21 protein-coding genes are annotated in these 22779 nt (G+C 52.1%); 13 read left to right on the top strand and 8 right to left on the bottom strand.

Annotated elements, in window-relative coordinates:
• Positions 1 to 139 precede the first annotated feature (139 nt).
• The gene (locus tag ACUHMQ_RS10895; protein ID WP_445295493.1) at positions 140 to 844 is read left to right on the top strand and encodes a hypothetical protein; all 705 of its coding nucleotides are present in this window, start codon (positions 140 to 142) and stop codon (positions 842 to 844) included.
• A gap of 249 nt (positions 845 to 1093) precedes the next feature.
• Here the strand turns inward: ACUHMQ_RS10895 and dinB (ACUHMQ_RS10890) are convergent, their stop codons facing one another.
• The 4 genes from dinB (ACUHMQ_RS10890) to rimI form a co-directional block, all read right to left on the bottom strand.
• Positions 1094 to 2257: a DNA polymerase IV gene (gene dinB, locus ACUHMQ_RS10890; protein WP_445295492.1), complete on the bottom strand. Its 1164-nt coding sequence runs from the start codon at positions 2255 to 2257 to the stop codon at positions 1094 to 1096.
• A 153-nt stretch (positions 2258 to 2410) separates the two neighbouring features.
• On the bottom strand, positions 2411 to 2884 hold the full coding sequence (gene dinB, locus ACUHMQ_RS10885; RefSeq protein WP_445295491.1) for a DNA polymerase IV: 474 nt from the start codon (positions 2882 to 2884) through the stop codon (positions 2411 to 2413).
• A gap of 110 nt (positions 2885 to 2994) precedes the next feature.
• Positions 2995 to 3855, bottom strand: a complete 861-nt coding sequence (locus ACUHMQ_RS10880) for a uracil-DNA glycosylase (protein ID WP_445295490.1) — start codon at positions 3853 to 3855, stop codon at positions 2995 to 2997.
• A complete protein-coding gene (rimI, locus tag ACUHMQ_RS10875; protein ID WP_445295489.1) occupies positions 3852 to 4370 on the bottom strand; it encodes a ribosomal protein S18-alanine N-acetyltransferase in 519 nt (172 codons plus the stop codon). Before rimI ends, ACUHMQ_RS10880 begins: the two co-directional genes overlap by 4 nt.
• A 59-nt stretch (positions 4371 to 4429) precedes the next feature.
• Between rimI and ACUHMQ_RS10870 the strand changes: the two genes are divergently transcribed.
• A complete protein-coding gene (locus ACUHMQ_RS10870) occupies positions 4430 to 4774 on the top strand; it encodes a hypothetical protein (RefSeq protein WP_445295488.1) in 345 nt (114 codons plus the stop codon).
• 8 nt (positions 4775 to 4782) lie between these two features.
• On the opposite strand, the gene tsaB is transcribed toward ACUHMQ_RS10870, so the two are convergent.
• Complete coding sequence (tsaB, locus tag ACUHMQ_RS10865) at positions 4783 to 5466, bottom strand: tRNA (adenosine(37)-N6)-threonylcarbamoyltransferase complex dimerization subunit type 1 TsaB (protein ID WP_445295487.1); 684 nt, start codon at positions 5464 to 5466, stop codon at positions 4783 to 4785.
• A 191-nt stretch (positions 5467 to 5657) separates the two neighbouring features.
• Here tsaB and ACUHMQ_RS10860 point away from each other — a divergent pair, with 191 nt between their 5' ends.
• From ACUHMQ_RS10860 to ACUHMQ_RS10850, 3 genes are all read left to right on the top strand, one after another.
• Positions 5658 to 6518, top strand: a complete 861-nt coding sequence (locus ACUHMQ_RS10860) for a pirin family protein (RefSeq protein ID WP_445295486.1) — start codon at positions 5658 to 5660, stop codon at positions 6516 to 6518.
• Between the two features lie 624 nt (positions 6519 to 7142).
• Complete coding sequence (locus ACUHMQ_RS10855) at positions 7143 to 7796, top strand: hypothetical protein (RefSeq protein WP_445295485.1); 654 nt, start codon at positions 7143 to 7145, stop codon at positions 7794 to 7796.
• A gap of 116 nt (positions 7797 to 7912) precedes the next feature.
• Positions 7913 to 8782, top strand: a complete 870-nt coding sequence (locus ACUHMQ_RS10850; protein ID WP_445295484.1) for a pirin family protein — start codon at positions 7913 to 7915, stop codon at positions 8780 to 8782.
• A 77-nt stretch (positions 8783 to 8859) separates the two neighbouring features.
• Here ACUHMQ_RS10850 and ACUHMQ_RS10845 read toward each other — a convergent pair whose 3' ends face one another.
• Complete coding sequence (locus ACUHMQ_RS10845; protein ID WP_445295483.1) at positions 8860 to 9525, bottom strand: TetR family transcriptional regulator; 666 nt, start codon at positions 9523 to 9525, stop codon at positions 8860 to 8862.
• A gap of 208 nt (positions 9526 to 9733) precedes the next feature.
• Between ACUHMQ_RS10845 and ACUHMQ_RS10840 the strand changes: the two genes are divergently transcribed.
• The 5 genes from ACUHMQ_RS10840 to ACUHMQ_RS10820 all read left to right on the top strand — a co-directional run bounded on the left by ACUHMQ_RS10840 (position 9734) and on the right by ACUHMQ_RS10820 (position 14420).
• Positions 9734 to 10849 (top strand): ferredoxin reductase, encoded by a 1116-nt coding sequence (locus ACUHMQ_RS10840; protein ID WP_445295482.1) that lies wholly within the window; start codon positions 9734 to 9736, stop codon positions 10847 to 10849.
• A 13-nt stretch (positions 10850 to 10862) separates the two neighbouring features.
• Positions 10863 to 11951, top strand: coding sequence for a fatty acid desaturase family protein (locus tag ACUHMQ_RS10835; RefSeq protein ID WP_445295481.1), 1089 nt, complete (start codon positions 10863 to 10865; stop codon positions 11949 to 11951).
• A gap of 267 nt (positions 11952 to 12218) precedes the next feature.
• Complete coding sequence (locus tag ACUHMQ_RS10830) at positions 12219 to 12602, top strand: response regulator (RefSeq protein ID WP_445295480.1); 384 nt, start codon at positions 12219 to 12221, stop codon at positions 12600 to 12602.
• Between the two features lie 102 nt (positions 12603 to 12704).
• Positions 12705 to 13340, top strand: coding sequence for a hypothetical protein (locus ACUHMQ_RS10825; protein WP_445295479.1), 636 nt, complete (start codon positions 12705 to 12707; stop codon positions 13338 to 13340).
• A gap of 477 nt (positions 13341 to 13817) precedes the next feature.
• A complete protein-coding gene (locus tag ACUHMQ_RS10820; protein ID WP_445295478.1) occupies positions 13818 to 14420 on the top strand; it encodes a bactofilin family protein in 603 nt (200 codons plus the stop codon).
• A 15-nt stretch (positions 14421 to 14435) separates the two neighbouring features.
• Here ACUHMQ_RS10820 and ACUHMQ_RS10815 read toward each other — a convergent pair whose 3' ends face one another.
• Complete coding sequence (locus ACUHMQ_RS10815) at positions 14436 to 14696, bottom strand: PhaM family polyhydroxyalkanoate granule multifunctional regulatory protein (RefSeq protein WP_445295477.1); 261 nt, start codon at positions 14694 to 14696, stop codon at positions 14436 to 14438.
• Between the two features lie 318 nt (positions 14697 to 15014).
• Here ACUHMQ_RS10815 and ACUHMQ_RS10810 point away from each other — a divergent pair, with 318 nt between their 5' ends.
• Positions 15015 to 17315: a glycogen debranching protein gene (locus ACUHMQ_RS10810; RefSeq protein ID WP_445295476.1), complete on the top strand. Its 2301-nt coding sequence runs from the start codon at positions 15015 to 15017 to the stop codon at positions 17313 to 17315.
• A 371-nt stretch (positions 17316 to 17686) separates the two neighbouring features.
• On the top strand, positions 17687 to 18367 hold the full coding sequence (locus ACUHMQ_RS10805; RefSeq protein ID WP_445295475.1) for a hypothetical protein: 681 nt from the start codon (positions 17687 to 17689) through the stop codon (positions 18365 to 18367).
• A 122-nt stretch (positions 18368 to 18489) separates the two neighbouring features.
• On the opposite strand, the gene ACUHMQ_RS10800 is transcribed toward ACUHMQ_RS10805, so the two are convergent.
• Positions 18490 to 20769 carry an NADP-dependent malic enzyme gene (locus ACUHMQ_RS10800; RefSeq protein WP_445295474.1) on the bottom strand — a complete coding sequence of 760 codons (2280 nt, stop codon included), beginning with the start codon at positions 20767 to 20769 and terminating at the stop codon, positions 18490 to 18492.
• A gap of 668 nt (positions 20770 to 21437) precedes the next feature.
• Between ACUHMQ_RS10800 and ACUHMQ_RS10795 the strand changes: the two genes are divergently transcribed.
• Positions 21438 to 22724, top strand: coding sequence for a sialidase family protein (locus ACUHMQ_RS10795; RefSeq protein WP_445295473.1), 1287 nt, complete (start codon positions 21438 to 21440; stop codon positions 22722 to 22724).
• The last annotated feature ends 55 nt before the right edge of the window (positions 22725 to 22779 follow it).

The raw sequence follows: 22779 nt of genomic DNA, 5'->3' as shown, positions 1-22779 counted from the left end.
AGCCTCTGCCTCCTTAAGCACGGTGATGATTTGGCTGTCCGAAAATCTCGATTTCTTCATTTTGTAGAACTCCCTCTATCCGAGAAAATTCTACTTCTGCACACCCCTATTTTCCGGGGGGATTACCGGGGTAGGAAAAATGTTTAAACGGTTTCCAAGGTATCTAGCAGTCACCATCGGCTTGACTTCGTCAGTATTGGTTTATGCCGACAACGTGGGCACAGCAATAGATCGAACCGGCCGTCAGGCTGCTAACGCAATTTTGACGCCGGCTGGTAATTGGGGTTGCCGCATCACAGATGGTAACGCGTGCGAATGGGATGCAACAAAGTGGGGCGGTATTGAGTTTCGTCCATTTATGGCGGATGTGGACGGGGATAGTATCTCAGACCGGGTCTTATATCGCGCCACCGATGGTACATGGGGATGCCGGCTTCGCAATGGAGCATCGTGCAACTGGGACAGCCAGAAATGGGGTGGAATTGAATATACCCCATTACTGGGGGACGTGAACGGTGATCAGATAGCGGACCGCGTATTATATTGGGCTTCTACAGGATGGTGGGGATGTAAGGTAAATAGCAGCGCTTTATGCAATTGGGACGGCCAGTATTGGGGTGGGCCGGGCTACACGGCAATGCTTACTGATGTCAACGGTGATGGCAAAGCAGACCGTGTACTCTATCGTCAATCCGATGGTGAATGGAGCTGCATGCTGACCGGCGGTGGCACGTGCAGTTGGAATGGTCAAAAGTGGGGCGGACCAGGTTACTTACCGCTCTTGGGTGATGTGAATCATGACGGCAAAGCGGACCGAATCGTCTACAAGAACGCTAATAGCTAGTGGCACCTGGTTTCCTAAGCCCACTTTGGTTTGGGCTGATGTTTCGTGCGGCCGGTAGCAATAAAGTCCGGCCGCCGTTTGCCTGGGTAAGAGTGCCTCAAAAATGAAGTGTATTGTTGCGAGTAGCCTTGGCCATTTGGGCACTTTGTCTGTGCCAGGATGGCTGGACGATAGGAACGGGATGAACGAGAGATCATGTCCGGTTGCATGAGGGCCTGTAGGTGAGTCTCCCTCGGGCTACTCGACTAACTAGTCGAATAAAACGCCTTGCTGAACTCTTGTAGCACTATCTCTCTGTAATAATCCCGTGGCTTTTATTCCGAGTAGTCTAATCCTATTATGAAAAGATACTTTGCGTAGACATTCTCTTGCTGCTTGAATTATGTCCTTAGGATTACTGATTGGCTGCGATAATGTTATATCCCTAGTTAGAGTATGGAAATCAGCAAATCTTAATTTTATACCAATGGTATAGCAAACACAGCTCTTTCGCTTGAGATCTTCTGAGAGTTGCTCGCATAATCGAGAAAAATAATCTGTCAATTTTATGCGATCTATCTTAACGTCGAGATCAAACTCAAATGTGGTTTCTCGGCTAACTGATTTTGGCTTACTGTGTGTAACGACTGGGCGATCATCCCAACCGTTTGCAGACTGATGTAACCATAAGCCGTAGACTCGACCAAACCTATTCTGAAGTTTGATAAGGTCAAAACACGCTAAATCCCCGATGGTTACAATTCCGAGAGAGTTAAGTTTCCCCACCGCTTTGGGTCCAATACCATTTATTTTGCCCACGCCTAATGGCCAGATCCTGCTTTTTATGTCTGAGTCTGTTATTACAGTGATGCCATCTGGCTTGTTTAGCTCCGAGCAAAGTTTTGCCAATAGCTTATTCGGAGCTATTCCTACAGAGCAGGTTAGTCCCGTTGTTTTAAAAATCATTTCTTTGAGCCTCATAGCAATTAAATGAGACTCGTCTGGGTTGGAGCTAAGGTCTATATATACTTCATCAATGCTACGATTTTCTATTTCTGGCGTAATGGTTTTTACGGCTTGTTTGAATAATGCCGAATAGTGCCGGTATGCATCAAAGTCTGCTGGTAGAATAATCGCATCAGGTGCTAATTTCGCTGCTCTCATCATTCCCATTGCGGAGACAACACCTTGGGCTCGTGCTTCATAGGTTGATGTTGTCACCACACCTCGCCCTACGTAATGCTTAAGTTTCGAATAGATGAGGTTACCCGCTTTATCCTGCTCTGGATGGGGGGTTGACTGTCCTCCAACTACTACGGGTAAGCCACGTAACTGAGGATAGCGTAGTAGTTCAACAGATGCGTAAAACGCATCCATATCTAAATGAGCTACGCGTCGAAGGGTTTCTTGAACTACGTCTTTGGCTTTTGTCATCTATGTGCTGTCTGCGTATTAACTAGCATAGATACTGTGCATATCCAGTAGGAAATTTCTAGAAAGCTAACATTTATTGGATTATTACATACGCAAGTTTCGTATGTTAGATTGATTATTTGATAAGGCATTGGTAAGAAGTAGCGCCACTCCTCAGAAGGCGATGAATTTATTCGCGGCAATGCCGGCGGATGCGGTAATACCGACCTCGGTACGGATACGATTACGGATCTCAGCGGCAATACGGCTTGCACTGCCTTGATGCAAGGGGGAATTGCTGACGTCCAGATAGGCTTCATCAAGCGAGAGCGGTTCGATCAAGCTGGTGTAATCGGCGTAAATGGTGTGGATCTGGCGTGACGCAGCGCGGTAGGCCTCAAACCGGGTAGGCAGCAATACGAGGTTAGGACAGCGCTTGAGCGCCAGGCTGGAGGCCATGGCCGAACGTACACCGAATTCGCGCGCCAGGTAGTTGCAGGTAGCGATGACACCACGGACTTCCGGCCGACTACCGACAGCAACAGGCTGATTGCTCAGACTGGGGTTATCACGCATCTCGACCGATGCGTAGAAGCAATCGCAATCGATATGGATGATTTTACGGACAGTATCGGCATGGGTAGCCATGGGGGAGAGTCAATAGTTTGGAGAACGTTCGTATTCTCGCCTACCTTATTCCCCAGGCCAAGTGCTACATAAGAGTCTGTTTGCAATCTTATTAGTTAGAGGTGTTTCAGTTATGGCTCAGCGGTTGTGTCGTGAGCAGCCAGCACGTTTCTGGCCAGCAGCAGATCCTGCCAAGCCTTGATCTTATCAGGCAGATTACGCAGCAGATAGGCTGGGTGATAGCTGACCACAACCGGGATACCACGGTATTCATGCAACTTGCCGCGCAAGCTGGCAATACTGGCTTCGCGCCCCAACAGCGCTTGCACAGCAAAACGGCCTACCGCAAAAATCACCTTGGGTTGGATCAATTCGATTTGCCGATGCAGGATAGGCGCACAAAGCGCCATTTCATCGGGCTGTGGATTACGGTTTTGCGGTGGCCGGCACTTGAGCGTATTGAGGATATAGACATTCTCCTGCCGTGAGCGGTCGACGGCGGCCAACATGCTGTCGAGCAGCTTACCGGCTTGACCAACGAAAGGCTTACCCTGTCTATCTTCCTCTGCACCGGGCGCTTCACCAACCACCAACCAGTCGCTTTGTGGCTGACCGGTACCGAATACGACCTTATTGCGCGACTTGCACAAGCCACAGGCGGTACAGCTGGTCGTTTCCTCCTGTAAGGTATCCCAATCCAACGTCGATATCCGCTGTGCGCGTTCGTCACGTGTGAGTAGTGGTTGGACCGCAGGGGATGCGATGGGCGTGGCGGCAAGCGGGAGGGCAACGGTGGGTATAAGGGGTACAGGAGGAGGGGCAATGACCGTTGTTGAGGGAGTGGCTGCCGCTGTTTCTACTTGTGCTGTCGATACAGTAGATTCTTGTGTAGCGGTAACGGTATGGGGTGTAGCCGTAAGCAGCTCGGGCCGTACCCATAGTGGTAGCAGGCCCAACTCTTCCATGACCAGTTCAACGTATTGCTCGTTCATCTTCCACCTTCATCCAGCGTCAAGGCCATCAATACAGCATCTTCCCGGCCTTCTTCAGCGCGGTAATAGCCTTTGCGTAAACCGGTTTCGACAAACCCGAGTCGTCGGTAAAGCGAACGGGCGGGCGCATTGCTTTTGCGCACTTCCAATATCAGCACAGCGGCACCTTCCTCGCGCGCCTGTTCGGTCACGGTCTCTACCAGTTGTCGGGCAATACCCCGCCGCTGCCAATCACGCCGGACACCGAGCGTCAGCAGCGACAATTCGTCCAAAACCAATTGGGTAACTGCAAATCCAACCAGTTCTTCCTGCACCATGGCAACCATGCCGCGATGCCCTTCGCTATAAGACTGGATGAACTGAAGCGCCGTCCAGGGAAAGGACTGCAGGTCTGCCTCCAGCCGAGCCATGGCTTCGAGGTCCGATTCCGCGATAGGGCGAATGGTGATGCGTAGAGATTCTGTCACAAGATGAGCGTCGGAAATAAAACAGGGCTTGCCAGCAAACTTTCGCATGGCAGCTACTATGAAAAAGATGGATTTTACTCAAGATCAATCAACACAGCGCCAATCCGATGACTAACCAATCCGCCGATATCGCCTTCGTGGTCAATCTGGACTACCTGGGTTTGCCATACGATACATGTCGAATGTTCTGGCTGATTATAGAACGGGCCATGCTGGATGCTGGCTTTGAATTGGATGGGCGTGAGTTCATCGCGCCCAACAAACAGTCTGCCATCAAGTTGGCGCGGGATGTCATGGCAAAGCTCGAGCCTACTTTTGAGTCACTCGGCTATTCGCGTTTTGAGGCAGTACGTGAATTCTATTGCTACAAGCGGCGAAGCCGGATCGACCTGAACATCGCAGATGCGGTTGACTCGTTTGGTGTGGAAGAGATTCCCGATATTCCTGTTTGAAAAACAACTTAGGCTTTGGTGCGTTCGCTAGTCTTAAGTGCGACCTTATCGCGAATATAAAGCAGTTCAAGTTGATGAGCGGGTACAGCCTGCCCAGCTTCAAACTTGGGTTGTGCCAGTTTGAGCACGCCGCTGGCATGGGGGAAACGGGTTGCGTCGACAGCATGCAATTGGCCGGCATAACGCGCCTGCAATGCATCACCGAGCACCGCAAATCCACTTCCTACGCCTACCCAATCCGCGTCTGGTAAATCCGGCAATGCCTGTGGACCACATACTCGGGTAGGCAACACCTCCTGCCATTCGTTCCCTTTACGGATGTAGCCTGCAAGGTACAGCTCACCCATGCGGGCATCCAGCACGCTTAATACGTGGTCCGCATCACTATCAGCTGCCAGCGCAGCCAGGGTATTGACGCCCAGTGTGGGGATGTCCAAGCCAAATGCCAATCCTTGCACAATGCCACACCCGATGCGCAGGCCGGTGAAGGAACCCGGCCCGATCGATAGGGCGATGCCGTCAAGGTCCCGCAAACTTGCGCCAGCCTCGGCCAGTAATTGCTGAATCTGTGGCAGCGTCATTTCGGCATGCTTCTGCTGCGCGTGCCAATCACGTAGCAGGGTTTCGCCTTTGTAGTGCAGGGCTAGCGAGAGGTAATCGGTGGAGGTATCGAGTGTGAGCAGATTCATCATTGAGGCTGGATTCTAACATGCTGGTTGTGCCAGACCTTAGTGCATAGGTTCGTGGGTAGGTAAGCGATATGGTTTTATGTTCAGTAAATCTGAACGGATTGAATGAAATGCTTCGCTATCACCAGCCTTCATACAAGCACAAAATAGGCACTGGATAAGGCTTGAGGCCTAAGAACAGTGAAGGAAACATCATGACGCAATGGCGAAGAACACCACGTGAGATTGAACGTCTGGTCAATGGCATGCTGACTTCAGATGGTGCTGGGGTCAAACTCCTAAGGGTATTGACGCAGGACTTGCAGCAGCGGCTCGACCCGTTTCTGATGCTTGATTACTTTCATTCAGATAAACCGGATGACTATTTGGCTGGCTTCCCTGATCACCCGCATCGCGGTTTTGAGACTGTGACCTATATGTTGGCTGGGCGTATGCGCCACCGTGACAGCGCAGGCAACGAAGGCTTATTGGGCCCCGGCGGCGTGCAGTGGATGACTACTGGGCGCGGACTGGTGCATAGCGAATTGCCCGAACAGGAGGAAGGACTGATGCAAGGGTTCCAGCTATGGGTCAATCTGCCTGGTAAGAACAAGATGGTGGCGCCAAGCTACCGTGATATACCCGCAACGGGAATACCCAGCATTACCACCGATACTGGGGTGACTGTGCGTGTGATCGCGGGCGAGGTTGATGGTGTGAAGGGGGCCGTGCAAAAGCCGGATACCGAACCGCTTTATCTCGATGTGCATTTACCGGCCGGCACTGTGTTCGAGCAGGCGTTACCCCATGACTTCAATAGCTTTGTCTATGTGTACGAGGGCGTAGCGTTGGTTGGCCAGAATATGCAAGTAGTGAATACCAAGCAGATGGGAATTCTGGAAAACCGTCCTGACGCCGACCGGGTGCGCATATCGGCGGGTAGTAGTGCAGTCCGGTTGTTACTGATTGCCGGTAAGCCATTGCGGGAATCGATTGCGCAGTGGGGGCCCTTTGTGATGAACACGCGGGAGGAAGTGATGCGAGCAGTGGAAGACTTTCATGCAGGCCGAATCTAAGAACCTGTTCAGAATCTGTCGTGAGTGGCTATCAGCGGGGTGCATCAAACCACTTCAAAGTCTCTGTCAGCCACGGTCTTGGTAATAGTTGACAGCTAAATATCCGCTTATCAAGCACTTATATCAACCCTGATCAAGTGGCGTAGCGTGTGAGGACGCGTTTCCGTGTAAACAAGCGTTGGCTACCCAGGCCACTGACTAAGACATATAAGGACCTACGCGATCTTGCGGCAATTCTGTTCGGCTGGAGCGCTTCCTGTACGTATGTACATTTCTGCTCGTTATGTTGCACCTCCCTTGGCAGACAGCTGATTACTGCAGATCGTGACCGGGTTTCAAGGCACATAGATGCCTAGCCTGCTTCGAACACTGTGGGCAGGCGCTTTCATACCAAACTTGTTGGAGCGCGCTTGGCACAATCTTTGGTGCTTTGGTCGGCCACGTTAGGGCGGATTGATTCTCTCAATTCACGCGGTACAACCTTGACTTGGCGATGCTGTTTGGCAGGTGGGCGATGCCTAAGGCCTATGCGCTACGGAAACCTGCACAGACACCAGTCGCCTATCAGATCGGGGGGGCCGCTTCCACTGTGGCTCTACATCCATCTTGCAGGAGGAAACCATCATGTGTATGCGAACAAGATTGGCTGTATTACTGAGTGCTGGCTTGCTGTGTGGTGTAGTTCAAGCAGCGCCGGCATGCGGGGATGACGTCAAGGAAGCCATTGTCAGACAGTTCACCCAGGCTGGGTGGGAAAAGATGAACGATGAAGAGCGCCAACGTTTTGAGAAGGCGGTTTATGCGCAATATCAGCCTGCCTGTGCAGTGCAGGATGGCACAGTTGTAAGCCCCGCCGCTTTTTGCGGCAAGACGTCATATCAAGGCAGTACTTGGTATGAGCAGATGACCTGCTGCGGTTATGACCCACAACGGCGGATGTTCGCCTGTCCGGTCAGCATCAAACAAAAAGGCGGCTTTGGCGCTGCGCCTTTAGCGGGCAGTCGGGAATATGTGCTCAACTGCGTGAGCAATGGCGCTACTTTCCTGCCTGTAGGCGTGGATAGCGTGCACTTGGCCAATGAGGCATTCAACGTCAATCCTCCCTGGCAGTTTGCTGTTATCGCTGCTGCGAATCAAAACCTTTACTTGACGCAGCCGATGTCCGGTGTCACCCGGCAGGCACGTTCCATCCTGTCCTGGCAATTCCAGCCTACAGACTGCAATTACCGGCCAATCTGGGGCAATGTGCTTGAGTATCAGATCCGCTTGAATCAATAAATTGACGCAGGGCGCCATGCGACGGTGAATCACCCATGCATGGTGCCCTGTGGTTTTTATGGGCAGTAACTGTATCACCTGAAGTTTTTATCGACCTCACCCCTTAGGCCTTTCCAATGTCCAGCATTCAACATCTATTAAAACCACACGAACGTGATCTGGGTGGTTTTTCAGTACGTCGTCTTTTACCCTGCTTGCCCAAGCAATCAGTAGGTCCTTTCATTTTCTTTGACCATATGGGGCCAGCCGACTTTGCGGCGGGTACAGGTATCGATGTACGTCCGCATCCGCATATTGGCTTGGCTACGGTGACCTATCTGTACGAGGGCGAGATATTGCATCGCGATAGTTTGGGTAATGAACAGATCATCCGCCCTGGCGATGTGAACTGGATGACGGCAGGACATGGTGTGGTGCATTCGGAGAGGACACCTCCCAGGCCTCGTCAGACAGGTCAGCAGGTGCATGGCATACAGACATGGTTTGCTTTGCCCTTGGCGTATGAGGATGCTGAGCCGGGTTTTTGGCACCACCCCGCTAGCAGCCTGCCGTTGATTGAACAGCCAGACCTGACACTACGAGTGATCCTGGGGCGTGCTTATGGCCATATTTCACCGGTCCACACCTATGTTGACACCTTGTATGTTGCGGGTGAGCTTGAGCGGAACGCCCGCTTTGATATTCCTGCCGACCATGCTGAACGCGGCGTATACATAGCGCGTGGTGCTGTCGAGATTGATGGCGAGCGCGTTGAGGCCGGCCAACTGGCGATACTTAAGCCAGGCCAAGCGGTATGGGTGGAAGCAATGGAAGACACCCGGTTACTGGTGCTGGGCGGTGACCCGTTGGATGGTCCGCGCTACATATGGTGGAATTTCGTTGCGAGTACCACAGAGAAGATAGAAGCTGCCAAGGTGCGTTGGAAGGAGGAGCGTTTCCCTGCGGTTCCTGGCGAGGTGGAACGTATTCCTTTGCCCGAACGTTGAGCAAAGGTGGTTTTTGGCTTCCACCGGAATGGCTTTGGTGGGCTACCGGCGAAAGAACGTAGACAGACGCTTCGGTATTAGACTTGGCTGGGTGAGGGGGGATTATCCTCATCCATGTCCGGCTCCCACAGCACACCCCGCCAGTATTTGGCTCCCATGAAGATAAAGCGCAGCTTGGATTCCAACCTGTCCTGTGCAATCCCCTGACTGTTGTCTTCAGTATCGGCTGGGTTGATCAATTCGGGCAGGGTGGAAAATACCGTCTTTACGATCAGATCGGCTAGGATATCCAAGTCTGCTACGTTGAGGTGACGCTGCTTGGGCATCTGTTTCAAGTCGTCGATCAAATCAACGATGAAACGCTGCTGAATCTCTTTGATGGCTTGCCGTATGACGGTGGAACCGCCATATTGCTCACGCGCCAAGAACAAGAATAACTGCCGATGCGCCACAACATAATCGACAAAAATCTGTACTGAAGCGCTGATCGCACCAAGATGTTCGAATTGATTGCTTCGGACCAAGCGAATCGCCTCGCGGAACGAACTGCTGACCTCCTCGACCAAGGCAAGGCCCAAGCTTTCCATATCAGGGAAGTGGCGGTAGAAGGCAGTTGGCACGATGCCGACCTCTCGCGTTACTTCGCGCAGGCTCAACCCACTGAAGCCCCTACCGGTTTCCATCAGCATCAGCGCGGCATCAAGCAGAGCTTGGCGGGTCTGGAGTTTTTTTTCTGCGCGCATTGATGAGGCCTAGCGTGATCTGGAAGGGATAAAGGTCGACTAGGACTACCCTGCCTAGAATTGGGCGGCAATGTAGCAGAAGTGGGCTATTTCGTTGAGCGATCAGTAGGTATTGCATCATTTAGTGAACAGATGTTGACTGAAATGCGGTGGCGCGGCAACATTGTGAACAACTGTTCACTAAACACTTACAAATCGGAGCCTAGTCTTGGCTTTGTTGCCTTCCATGCTGGTGAATTTCACCTTGCCAGTACTTACTGCCCTGCAACGTACCCCACTCGCCGGTTTCTTACGTGAGTCGGTATTCGACTATTACGCGGGTTGCCTGCACCCGCAACTGGCGCTTAAACGGGTGTTTGCCCGTGTACTTGCCAAACGCCAGCAGGGTAAGCAGACCGTTGCCATTACGCTTGCGCCCAGCGCCCATTGGCTCGGTGCCCGTGCCGGACAACATGTGCCGCTTACCGTGGAGATCAACGGTGTGCGCCATACCCGCTACTACAGCCCTTGTGCTGCCGCAAAAAGAATCGGGCAGCTGGAGATCGCGGTTAAACGTAGCGAAGGGGGCCTCGTCTCGAATTGGTTACATGATCAACTCAAGGTAGGGGACTACCTGGAAATTGGCCAGTCCGCCGGCGAGTTCGGCTTGCCCAATCATGCAGATCAGCTATTGCTATTGGCTGCAGGTAGTGGCATCACACCGATTTTGGCCATGTTGCGCAGCTTGCAGCTTGAAGCGCCAGGCTGCGAGGTAGTGCTGTTGTATTACGGTCGCCAACGCAGTGATATGGCTTATCTGGCGGAATTGGAGGACTTGTTCAGCCGTATGCCACGTTGGCGATTACAGCTTGGGTTGACTGCCGAGCCAACTTCAGATGGTGCGCTAAGTGGCCGTTTCTGTGCTGAACATCTTGCAACGCTTGGTAGTTTGGCGCGTTGGCAGGTCATGGCCTGTGGCAGTTATGGTTTTACCAATACAGTACGCCAAGTATTGAATGTAGCGGGTGGTGTTGCCGGCTTGCAGATGGAAGCGTTTACACCCCCGGTATTTACCGCAGCGCCCAACCAGCCGGTGACCCTGAACTATGCCCGCGCCAGGAAGGCAATGGAGGGCAATGGAGCCGCAACCTTGCTGGTTCAAGCCGAAGCCCATGGCTTATCCCCAGCAAATGGCTGTCGCATGGGTATTTGCAACACCTGTACCTGCAAAAAGGTATCGGGTGTGGTGCGGGATTTGCAGACGGGGCTACTCTCTGCAGAACCCAATGAATCTATCCGTTTATGTATCACTGCGCCCGTAGGCGATGTGACGCTTGATCTGTAAGAAAGCAAGAACCATGACGATGGTGAAGAACCGTGAACTCAGCCCTGCAGAAGTAGAAGCATTTGGCGCTGAGCTGGATGCGTTGCAAAAGAAACATCAGGCGGATTTAGGTGAGGTTGATGCCCGCTATATCCGTCATATCCGCAGCAGCGTACGTATTGCTGAGTTGGCAGGTCGATTGATGCTGTTTGCGGGTTTTTTCCCCCCCACCTTTATCCTGGGCACTTTGTTGCTGGCCTTGGCCAAGATCCTGGAAAACATGGAACTGGGCCACAACGTGATGCATGGCCAGTACGACTGGATGAATGACCCAGAATTCAATGGCAAGACCTACGAATGGGACCATGCATGCCCAAGTGACGCTTGGCGACATACCCATAACTACCAGCATCACACCTTTACCAATGTGCTGGGTCGCGACCATGATATTGGCTATGGCACGGTGCGCATTTTTGCCGAGCAGCGCTGGCGGCCGTTCTATTTGCTGCAACCCCTTTGGGCGACCTTGCAGGCGATATTCTTTCAGGGTGCGATTGCCATCTTCGACTTGAAGATCGACCGATACTTCAGGGGTAAGCTCCCTTTTCCGAAGCTATTGGAAAAACTGCCCCCTGTAGGTCATAAGGTATCGAGACAAGTGTTGAAGGACTATTTGGTGTTCCCGTTATTGGCAGGCCCGAATTTCCTGGGTGTGCTGGTGGGTAATCTGCTGGCAAATCTGCTGCGTAATATCTGGACTTTTGTGGTGATCTTTTGTGGGCACTTTACAGAACACGCTGAAGTATTTCCACCTTCGGTGCTTGAAAATGAAAGCCGCGGTGCTTGGTATATACGCCAGCTGCGTGGTTCATCCAATCTGACGGGCAGCAAGCTTTTGCATATTCTTACCGGGAATCTGAGCCACCAAATCGAACACCATATGTTCCCTACCATTCCAGCCCGGCGTTATAGCGCGATCGCGGTGGAAGTAAGAGAAATATGCCGGCGCTATGGCCAGCATTACAACAGCGGCAGCTTTGCCCGCCAATTCTTTACGGTAGTGGTGCGTCTGGTACGCCACGCATTTCCAAGCCGACCTCTGCCTAAGCCTGCTGTGGTTTGATTGCTCAGTCAAACGTGACCTTTGCCCTACTGGGGGAGTGCGTTGGATAGCACTCTCCCATCATGCCGTATATCGCTTGAGTCGCTTTGTAGATGGAATGCCTGCCAAATCTATGGGGCATGGTTTCATTAGCTATGAAAGCCACTTGTTACCCTGCAATTCAAGACTATGATGATATTAGGTCTATGCCGGTTTGCTGGCGGTTCGGGTTGTTGAGCTAGCTGATGGTTGGGCTGCTGGATATTGCCGTATCAAGAGTAAGTTGAAATGACCGCTGCACCGCGCACAGCCAATATCTTTATCGTGGATGACTCACGGGTTATTCAGGCCGTGTTGACCGAAATGCTGGCGGAACTCCCGGGTGTCAGCATTGTTGGGATGGCTGAAACGGCTGAGGATGCGATAGCCGGCATTCAGCGTACACTGCCAGATTGTGTTTTCCTTGATCTACATTTGCGCTCAGGCACGGGTTTGTCAGTGCTGCAGACGATACATGCGCAGCTGCCGGATATTGTTTTCATTGTAATGACCAATAACGAAGGTGAAGCCTACCGGGGCGCCTGTATGGCTGCGGGTGCAAGCCATTTCCTTACCAAGACAACTGAGCTCGAAAAACTCAAATACGTAATTGGTGCGCTGGATCTGAAATAAGAAGGTCCTGTGCACAGGCGTTTGAATCCAAAGTGCGGTGTGTATACGTAAACCTGTGAGTAGGTACTCAATAAACGGGTTTGCCCACCTGAGGAGGAGCAAATGGCTAGCCCCAGCGAGTTCTATGTCGGGGTGGTGGACTTCTTTGCGATTCTGCTGCCGGGTGCAATTGCCACAGCGATCCTTAGCCCAAGAGTCGGGCATCTCATACTTGGTCCGCTGATTGCGCGTCCCACAAGCGATGCCGGTGTCTGGGTCGCATTTCTTACCGGGTCCTATTTTCTAGGGCATCTTATTTTTCTCGTCGGTTCGTATATCGACCGACCCTATAACAGGCTGAGGGAAAAGCTGAACCCCTATGGGAATGCGAGTGCGTACTACTGTGCGACGCGAATTCGCGACATGTTGATCGATGAAAGTGAGCGCGCTGCACTGAATACATTTCAGTGGGCGCGGGCGGTGCTGATAGCGAAGTGCCCAGCGGCAGCAGAAGACGTCCACCGGTTGGAAGCAGACTCCAAGTTCTTTCGTAGTTTGTTGGTAGTCTGTGTGTTGGGGGCAGTTGTTTTCTTCTCTACTGGTATGACTTTGGAAGCTATCTTGGCCTTGGTCCTATGCCCGCTTTGCTTTGCTCGATACTACGAACGGCGGTTAAAGAGCACTACTCAAGCCTATATCCATATAGTTACTTTGCATCATCTCGGTTGTCTGTATTCGGCAGCAGCTAACAAAACATAGAGAGCCTTTACGTCGTCGTGTCAATACGACAGGGTGACTGCCTTTTCAATCAGTGGCTTACATCCCATTGCTGATTATCCGTCGCTAGGAAACGACTTTTCTGAATGGTGTCATTTGCCAGCGCCTGGCGAAACCCAGCCTATTTCACTGAATAGATTGAGGAAGTTTCTCCTGGCACATCTCTTGTAAGAACCCATTTACGAACTTGCTGCGCAGCTGTGATCAGGGCTTATGTGTTGCTCAAAAGCCCCCGCAAGGGGGACGCCGAACTGCTACGGTGCTTTGCACCAAGAAGTTCGCAGCCTTATGTACCTCCGTACATTCCGGTTTCCACGCTGCTCTATGCCCTGCTGACATCTGTTTGTGACAGCTCGTAAGCAAGTTCTAAAGGGGGAGCGCCCCTTACCTATCCTCGGGGTGTATGCAGAAGCCGTGATCGGTTGCCGCTACATTCCCCCAAAGCCAGAGAGAGCCCTAATGTTTGCCAAAGCCAATACCCTTGCACGTAACAATGCTGCGCCTATCGAACGGGATAACCGTGTGGCCACAAGTACCCTCACCAGCAGGCCTACAAGTTCCAACAGTACTTACCCTGGATTGGCTCTCAACGAAGCACCAGTTGTTGCGAGTGAGGCGACAGGAGCTCAGGTACTTGTTCAGCCCGATACCGGAAATGAGAGCGCAAATCGCTTGGTTGTCGGCCCGAATGTCAAACTCAAAGGGGCGGAGATCCTCGATTGCGATACCTTGGTTGTTGAAGGTCGGGTTGAGGCGACCATGGACAGCCGGGTGCTGCGGATTGCCGAGCAGGGCGCTTTCACCGGTAAGGTCAGCATCGATATCGCTGAAATTCATGGGCACTTTGAAGGTGAGCTGACGGTACGCCAGCAGCTGATTGTGCATGCTACCGGGCGGGTGAGCGGCAGTGTCCGTTACGGCAAGATTCTGGTCGCAGAAGGCGGAGAGTTGTCGGGTGACGTATGCACGCTGGCCGCGCAAACCACAACCCGGCTGGAAGGACCCAAGCGTAATGACAGTCTCGGCAAAGGAATAGTGGCAGTTAATAGCAAGGCCGCGTAACTATTTGCCCCCCACTTATCGTGCAGGGGAATCTGGTGCTGATTTGTCTCGCGGCTTGAGGGCTGCGAGGCTTGCCTGTTGTAATTCCAGTGCCCGTATGCTCATTTGCAGCATCCCAACCTGCATGCCTAGCCATTGCTCCACCGTCCGCAATTCAGCGATTTTACGGGCGCATTCCTCTTCGGTCAGGGGGGGCATGAAGGGTTGCATGCCTTCCATGGGTTTGAAGAATTGCTGGAAGAATGCGAATGGGTTGGTGTTGCTCGGGTCGCTCATAGGCCCTCCTCGAAGATGGCTCATTATGGCAGGGCACCATGAGTTCCGCGTTTTTCTCGTGCCGTACCTTCAGCCTGTTGCATGTCTTGTTGTGTTTTTGTTCATGACTGCTTCAGGCTGGCAGTCCATCAGGGTGATGCCGATTGAAAGCTATCGAGTAGTCCGTTGAATTTTTCCAGATGGGGCTTTGTCAGTAATAAGTAAGACCGTACTGCTGTCTCTTGATCTACATGGCGAGCCGTGTAGATAGTTGTGGCCGCTTAGAGCGGGTAGGCAATGAACTTACCCGTTCGGAACACAAAAAATGGAGATAACAAAATGCAACTTCGCTATCTGCTGTTGGCATTCTCGACCTGTTTGGTCATCAACATGCCGCATGTCTATGCAGCAGCTGATCCCGATCGACTTGGTGCCCGTTACGATGCGACCCAGACCAAGCTGAACTTCAAAGTATTTTCCTCACGTGCTACCCGGGTTGAACTGTATCTCTACCGCCTCCCTAAGGGGGAAGAGGAAGTTGCGCGTATTCCCATGAATACAGGGCCAAACAGCGTTTGGAATGTGTCGCTGCCAGTTGGAACATTGGTTAGGCAATATGGCCTTACCGGTACCGTTTATTACGGTTATCGCGCCTGGGGGCCGAATTGGCCTTACATCACCAGTTGGACCAAGGGCTCCAGTGTGGGCTTTCTCAGCGATGTGGATGCGGCAGGGAATCGCTTCAATCCAAATAAGCTTCTAAGCGACCCTTATGCGTTGGAGTTGAGTCATGACCCCGCGCCTCAGCTTTTGGCTGAGGGGACCATATACGCAAGCGGACCACTGTATCGGCATGTAGACAATGGCCGTGAGGCGCCAAAGGGTATCGTACTGCTCCCGGATACACGTAGCACCGGCATCAAGCCAAGCCGTGCGCTGAAGGATGATGTGATCTACGAAGCGCATGTGCGTGGCCTTACCATGAACGATGACAGCATACCTACTGTGTACCGCGGCACCTACAAGGGTGCTGGTATGAAGGCAGCCTATTTGGCTAGCTTGGGTATTACGGCGATTGAATTTCTGCCGGTACAGGAAACCCAGAACGATGGCCATGAATTGAACCCAACCACCACACTGGGCGACAACTATTGGGGGTATATGACCCTGAATTACTTTGCCCCTGATCGCCGCTATGCCAGTGATAAGTCCGCAGGTGGGCCGACACGTGAGTTCAAGGATATGGTGAAGGCTTTTCACGATGCCGGCATCAAAGTACTGATCGATGTGGTGTACAACCATACCGGTGAGGGTGGTGCTTGGCGCCCAGATGATAAAAACACTTACAACCTTTACAGTTGGCGTGGTCTGGATAACCCGACTTATTACTCGCTTACCTCGGATAAGCAGAGCAATGTCGATAACACTGGCGTGGGCGGTAACTACAACGCACGTAACCTGGTAGCACAGAACCTGATTATTGATTCATTGGTGTATTGGCGCGATGCATTGGGGGTAGACGGTTACCGCTTCGATCTGGCATCGATATTGGGCAACAGCTGTGAGCATGGTTGTTTCAATTTCGAAAAGAACGATGCTTCGAATGCGATCAACCGTATTACCAACGAGTTACCACCCCGCCCGGGTAATGGTGGCAGTGGTGTTGATCTGATTGCAGAACCTTGGGCAATTGGTGGCAATAGCTATCAGGTGGGTGGCTTTCCCGACGGTTGGGCCGAATGGAATGGCATCTATCGTGACACCTTACGTAAAGACCAGAATGCAATGGGAGGCGAAACGATTACTCCAGGGCAGTTGGCCATGCGGATTGCGGGTTCGAGCGACTTGTACCAGGACGATGGCCGCAAGCCTTGGCATTCAATCAATTTCATTACTGCGCACGATGGTTTTACTCTCAAGGACTTGTATACCTGTAACAGCAAGAACAATACGCAAGCTTGGCCCTACGGCCCATCGGATGGCGGTGAAGACTTCAATTTCAGCTGGAATCAGGATGGGATTGCTTCTGATCAACGCAAGGCTGCCCGTAATGCGTTGACTTTGTTGCTGGTCTCTGGCGGTACCCCCATGCTGGTGGCGGGTGACGAGTACTTGCGCAGTATTAACTGTAATAACAACCCGTATAACCTCGACTCGAAGACCAACTGGCTGAATTGGCGTTGGACTGCTGAACAAACCCAGTTCCAAACCTTCACTCAACGGATGATTGCCTTCCGTAAGGCGCATTCTGCACTTCGGCCCGCCAATTTTTATTCAGCCACTGATCTAAACAGTAATGGGATGGAACAATTGCATTGGTTCCGTCCTGATGGTGGTGTGGCCGACGCTGCGTATTTCAATAATGCGGACAACCATGCGATTGCCTGGCGGATTGATGGTACTGAACTGGGAGATAGCGCCGCTGCCATCTATGTGGCTTACAACGGCTGGCGAGATAGCGTGACTTTCAAGCTGCCTTGGCCTGGTGCTGGGCGGAACTGGCATCGGGTAACTGATAGTTGCAGTTGGGCGGAAGGGCATGATCAGGTACGAAATCCCGGCATGGAAGAAGCTATTGGGGGGGAGTCCGCTCCTTATGGTGTATGTGGCCGAGGTGTGGTGCTGTTGATTGCTAAGTAGTAGCCAGTTTGAAGCCTCACCGCACAAGCAACAAATCTGTTCACGATCTCGCACCCGTTGGGATGCTTGCGAGATGCGAAGCTGGATAAATCCTAGCGGTATTAGTTGCGAATAGTTCGAGCCAACCCGTCCACTATTGGTACAGGGTTGGCGAACTGTACCGGTAACAGAAAAGGTCTAGCGTGCTGGTAATAAAAACACTGTTAACGTAACACAGAGGCAGCATTAGTAATCTAGCCTAAGACTGCCAAACGCCAATACAGCAATACAAATAGCACGAAGCATAAGCCAGTGCTTTTGTATGAGGACGGGTGCCCGTTTTATAGGTGGAAACGTGGTTCTCTTTCATATGTTGTTTGATATGTTGGCAAATGAATATACCCATTAAAACAGATTCAGGAGGTATTGCCATGCTTAAAAAGATCATTCTATCTGCTATTATCGCCAGCTTGATTCCAGTAGCCACCTTTGCTGCGCCAGCAGCTTATCTGGAAAAATCCAATATTGTTGGTGCAGATAATAGAATTCGTATTTACCGTGTTCCAACAAAGGACTTGAGTGGTAAGGTTAACTATTACGATGTCCTGGTGACACTGAGTGTTACCGATAACGGCATGATTAATACGGCCAGCTCTACTGTCGCGGCAACGGCTTCACCTACTTTTTTTGCCAATACGTTTGTTCCTGGCGCTTATAAAGATGCCGCGGGAGATTATAGCTGTAACGCGAGTGTAGCTATTCTTAGTGCCGGCCGTATGCAAACAGCGCTCTCTTGTTATAGTGGTGGTGGGCAAATGTCAGCTACTTGGATAAGTGGTGGTATTGCGGGCCATCCATTTGAATTGGATTTACGAAGTGCGGGTATTGATAAAATCCCAGGTTATGAAAATTTTTCCTGGGGAAAAATAGGTACATACAACAGCTCTACATGGTTTGGTTGTATGAATAACAGTGAAATAGTCAGTGCCGTACAAATCGGTAATTCAATTCAGATGTCTGGGTATGACTTCGGTAATTTACAGAAGTGCGGTGTGACTTTGATGAAGCAATAATAATTCAATTGGATTTAATTGATCAGTGTTGAGATAAACTGTAAACAGCCACTTAGCATTGGATAAAAACAAAACACCCCGCATGTTGCGGGGTGTTTTGTTTGGGGTGCAGCAGGTAGTAATCAGCTTCGTTGACCGGCTTCAACTGCCGCCAGGGCAGTCATATTGACGATACGGCGTACAGATGCCGTTGGCGTCAGGATATGCACCGGCTTGGCAACGCCTAGCAACATTGGGCCGATGGTGACGCCATCCGCGGCACTGGCCTTGAGCAGGTTGAACGCGATATTGGCGGCATCCAGCGTCGGCATGACCAATATGTTTGCATCGCCCTTCAGGGTCGATTCCGGCATGATCATTTTGCGGATGGTGCCGGATAACGCCGCATCACCATGCATCTCGCCATCGACTTCCAGATCCGGCGCTTGCATACGCAGGATATTCAAGGTTTCACGCATTTTGATCGATGTCGGTGAATCAACCGAACCAAAGCTGGAGTGCGAGAGCAGCGCTACCTTTGGCACGATGCCGAAGTTGCGCACGCTTTGCGCAGCCATCAGTGTGATCTCGGCCAATTGTTCGGCGGTAGGGTTCTGGTTCACATAGGTATCAGTAATGAACACATTCCCCTTGGGCAGGATCAGCGCATTCATCGCCCCATAGATGTGGGTACCAGCTTGCCGGCCGATGGTCTGGCAGACGAAGTTGAGGTGATCCTGGTAATGACCGTAAGTGCCGCAGATCATGGCTTCAGCCTCCCCGCGGCGCATCATCAAGGCGCCGATCAGGGTGGTCTTGCGCCGCACTTCACGTTTGGCGTATTCCTGGCTGACACCGTGACGCATACGCAACTGGTAATATTCGGTCCAGTACTCGCGGTAGCGTGGGTCGTTCTCGTTGTTGACCAGTTCGAAATCCACACCGGGGCGAATACGCAGACCTAGTTTCTCAATGCGCATGTCTATCACGCTGGGGCGGCCGATCAGAATCGGTTGAGCCAATCCCAGGTCGACGATTTCCTGAATCGCATGCAATACACGCTCGTCCTCGCCCTCTGCATAGACCACACGGGCCTTGGCTTTCTTGGCGGCACTGAACACCGGCTTCATGAACAGGTTGGACTTGTAGACGAATTGCATCAGCGATTCGTGGTAGGCAGCCATGTCGGGAATCGGGCGGGTAGCCACACCGGAATCCATCGCCGCCTTTGCCACAGCCGGTGCGATCTTGACGATCAGGCGTGGGTCAAAAGGTTTGGGAATGATGTAGTCAGGGCCGAATTTCAGCGATTCGCCGCTATAGGCATCTGCAACGACATCTGATTGCTCGGCCATGGCCAAATCGGCAATGGCGCGTACGCAGGCGAGCTTCATCTCATCGTTGATGGTCGATGCACCCACATCCAGTGCGCCACGGAAGATGAAGGGGAAGCACAGAACGTTGTTGACCTGATTTGGGTAGTCTGAACGACCAGTACAGATGATGGCATCGGGCCGTGCTTCCTTCGCCAATGGCGGCAGGATTTCCGGCTCTGGGTTAGCTAACGCCAGAATCAGGGGGTGCGAAGCCATACTGCGCACCATGTCCTGGCTTACCAAACGAGGACCGGACAAGCCTAGGAAGATATCTGCGCCGACCATGGCGTCTTTCAGCGTACGGTGTTGTGTATCCTGCGCGTAACGTTTTTTCGACTCATCCAGTTTGTCCCAATCCTCACGCGCTTTGTGCACCACACCCTTTGAATCACAGGCGATGATATTGGCAGGGTTCATGCCCAGTTGCACCAGCAGGTTCAAACAGGCGATGGCTGCAGCACCTGCACCGGACACTACCAGGCGTACTTTGCTGATGTCCTTGTCGACGATACGCAGGCCATTCAGTACTGCAGAGGCGGTAATGATGGCGGTGCCATGCTGGTCGTCGTGAAAGACGGGGATCTTCATCCGTTCGCGGCATTTCTGCTCGACATAAAAGCACTCTGGCGCTTTGATGTCTTCCAGATTGATACCGCCGAAAGTAGGCTCCAGCGCGCAGATGATATCGACCAGTTTGTCGGGGTCATTTTCATCGACTTCGATGTCAAAAACATCGATGCCGGCGAACTTTTTGAACAAGACCCCTTTGCCCTCCATCACCGGCTTGCCGGCCAAAGGGCCGATATTACCGAGTCCCAACACGGCAGTACCGTTGGAGATGACAGCGACCAAATTACCGCGGGCGGTGTACTTGTAGGCGTTCAACGGGTCTTCAACGATAGCGTCGCAGGCAGCGGCAACACCAGGGGAGTAGGCTAGGGCGAGGTCACGCTGACTGGACAGCGGTTTGGTCGGGGCAACTTGGATTTTGCCGGGACGTGGAAACTGGTGGTACTCGAGCGCGCTTTTTCGTAGTTCATCATCCATATCACACTCCATACATCATCTTTGGTAGGTAGCTCGCGATTATAGGCTTGCTCAGTCGCCAAGTCCGAGTGGGAAATCCCGACAGCTTGTAGCGGGCATATCGAATACTGGGTAATTTATCCCACAAGCAAATGAATTTAATAGGAAATCTGTTTCCTTCTTCGGTTTGCCACAGGTAGGGTAGGTCGAGATATTCATTGCCACGGTGTGGCCAGAAAATGCAACCAAACTGTTTGCTGGAGGTCTCTTTTGGAGCCTGTTTCATGATTTGTCATGAACGGTTGCCTGCAGGGTGAAGCGCAGCTTAGAAGCTGAGTAGACGAGACCTGATCATTGCTGCGCAGTAAGATTGCGAACAGGTTCTAAGGAAATCGCTTGCGCAAGGGTTAGCCCGACATGGAGACTACGAGCCTCAAGGGTTGTAGAAACCTTTTAAAAGTCTCGAGAGCTAAAGCAAGACAAGGCGAAAACAACCGAGGAAGCGGACTTTACGGGTGGTGAATGAGTATTCCGAGGGTGTTTTCAACGCCGTATTGCTGACGCACAGCAGACTTTAGACAGGTTCTAAGAGAAAAAGCCGGGTAAAAATGGTATTCGGGTAATAAGTGTTTTATGGTGGCCAGCCAAACCTAAAACGGCTGGTTTGTTTCGTGAAAAGGATATTCGTGGTGTTTCAAACCTTATACAAGACATGGCTCAAGCTGGTCTTACTTCTTCCTATTTTTGCGCTGACGGCTTGTCTTACCGAAAAGGCGCCATCTAATGCACCGAAGAATTTGGTGGTAACCCCTGGGGATGGTCGCGTCACGCTTACCTGGGATGAGGACGCTAGCTTGGAATATTGGGTGTTTAGCGCGCAGGCCGACAAAGCGCTCACACCGGATAACTATAAGGACTTCCCAGAATCCAATTTAAAGTGGCCTGCCCGTTCTGGTGTGGTTATCGCAGGCCTTACCAATGGCAAGACCTATGCTTTTACCCTCAATTCCACCAAGTCGGGTAGCCCGGCAGGGCCTGCAGCCCCTTCGGTGAATGCAGTGCCGCGTGCGGCAGGGGATGCATGGACTGCGGGTGATAGTGCGGGCACGGCGAATCTGAACGCGGTGATCATGGCCCAGGTTAAGGTGGATACCGGTGCGAACTTGTTGGCGGCGGGTAATGGCGGTGCACTCTTTACGTCCATGAAAGGGGATAAATGGACGGCGATTGCATCTGGTACCACGAATGACCTGCGTGGGTTGTTATATGAGGCTTCCGCTACCCGGTTGATCGCTGTTGGTGCAGGAGGTACGGTGCAGATGAGCAGTGACTTCCTGACTGATAAAGCCACATGGAAAGTCACAAAGACGGATACGACGGCTCAGCTCAATAGCATCGCTGCTGGTAGTTCGGCTTATGTGGCAGTCGGTGCCGGGGGGGTGATTCTGTCTGGAGTAGGTGCGACTGATTCGACCACGACCCCAGCCACACCGACGATTACTTGGACGGCTCGGACGTCGGGCGTTTCTGACAATCTGAACAAGGTTGCCTATCTCAGCAGCCAGTTCGTGGTTCTGGGTGACGGCGGGGTAATTTTGACTAGCCCGGATGGCATTACATGGACAAAGCAAACCAGTGGTGCGACGGACGCGCTGCTTGATATCGGCGCCGTGGTGATCGACAGCAAGGTTAATTACCTGGTGATAGGGGCGAAAGGGGTCATTCTACGGTCCGACAACCTGACAAGTTGGATCAAGGAGGTGTCGCCTGTAGCGTTGGATTTGAACGCGATTGCGGTTGCTGCGGGCAGCCGGGCTGTGATTGCGGGTCAGAGCGGCACTATTCTGTATGGTAAAGGCGATAGCAGCTGGACCGCGACAACGACCAAGAGAAGCGATGATGTGTACGCGCTGGTCAGTGCCAATGGCGGGTACATAGGTGTCGGCGCTGTAGGCACCAATGTTTATGCGTATTAAGTGCGACAGGTATTGTGATCATGACTATGAAATCAGGCTCTGAGGACCTTTTCAT

This window comes from Chitinimonas violaceus (assembly GCF_052601015.1).
The sequence above is the reverse complement of the archived record's forward strand: the minus strand, read 5'-3'. Positions and strand labels throughout refer to the sequence as shown.

Coding starts and splice junctions, on each gene's coding strand:
- dinB (WP_445295492.1), bottom strand. CDS start 2,257: ATGACAAAAGCCAAAGACGTAGTTCAAGAAACCCTTCGACGCGTAGCT.
- ACUHMQ_RS10845 (WP_445295483.1), bottom strand. CDS start 9,525: ATGCGCGCAGAAAAAAAACTCCAGACCCGCCAAGCTCTGCTTGATGCC.
- ACUHMQ_RS10810 (WP_445295476.1), top strand. CDS start 15,015: ATGCAACTTCGCTATCTGCTGTTGGCATTCTCGACCTGTTTGGTCATC.
- ACUHMQ_RS10800 (WP_445295474.1), bottom strand. CDS start 20,769: ATGGATGATGAACTACGAAAAAGCGCGCTCGAGTACCACCAGTTTCCA.
- rimI (WP_445295489.1), bottom strand. CDS start 4,370: ATGCGAAAGTTTGCTGGCAAGCCCTGTTTTATTTCCGACGCTCATCTT.
- ACUHMQ_RS10855 (WP_445295485.1), top strand. CDS start 7,143: ATGTGTATGCGAACAAGATTGGCTGTATTACTGAGTGCTGGCTTGCTG.
- ACUHMQ_RS10820 (WP_445295478.1), top strand. CDS start 13,818: ATGTTTGCCAAAGCCAATACCCTTGCACGTAACAATGCTGCGCCTATC.
- ACUHMQ_RS10880 (WP_445295490.1), bottom strand. CDS start 3,855: ATGAACGAGCAATACGTTGAACTGGTCATGGAAGAGTTGGGCCTGCTA.
- ACUHMQ_RS10835 (WP_445295481.1), top strand. CDS start 10,863: ATGACGATGGTGAAGAACCGTGAACTCAGCCCTGCAGAAGTAGAAGCA.
- ACUHMQ_RS10825 (WP_445295479.1), top strand. CDS start 12,705: ATGGCTAGCCCCAGCGAGTTCTATGTCGGGGTGGTGGACTTCTTTGCG.
- ACUHMQ_RS10805 (WP_445295475.1), top strand. CDS start 17,687: ATGAATATACCCATTAAAACAGATTCAGGAGGTATTGCCATGCTTAAA.
- ACUHMQ_RS10870 (WP_445295488.1), top strand. CDS start 4,430: ATGACTAACCAATCCGCCGATATCGCCTTCGTGGTCAATCTGGACTAC.
- dinB (WP_445295491.1), bottom strand. CDS start 2,884: ATGGCTACCCATGCCGATACTGTCCGTAAAATCATCCATATCGATTGC.
- ACUHMQ_RS10815 (WP_445295477.1), bottom strand. CDS start 14,696: ATGAGCGACCCGAGCAACACCAACCCATTCGCATTCTTCCAGCAATTC.
- ACUHMQ_RS10850 (WP_445295484.1), top strand. CDS start 7,913: ATGTCCAGCATTCAACATCTATTAAAACCACACGAACGTGATCTGGGT.
- tsaB (WP_445295487.1), bottom strand. CDS start 5,466: ATGATGAATCTGCTCACACTCGATACCTCCACCGATTACCTCTCGCTA.
- ACUHMQ_RS10830 (WP_445295480.1), top strand. CDS start 12,219: ATGACCGCTGCACCGCGCACAGCCAATATCTTTATCGTGGATGACTCA.
- ACUHMQ_RS10860 (WP_445295486.1), top strand. CDS start 5,658: ATGACGCAATGGCGAAGAACACCACGTGAGATTGAACGTCTGGTCAAT.
- ACUHMQ_RS10895 (WP_445295493.1), top strand. CDS start 140: ATGTTTAAACGGTTTCCAAGGTATCTAGCAGTCACCATCGGCTTGACT.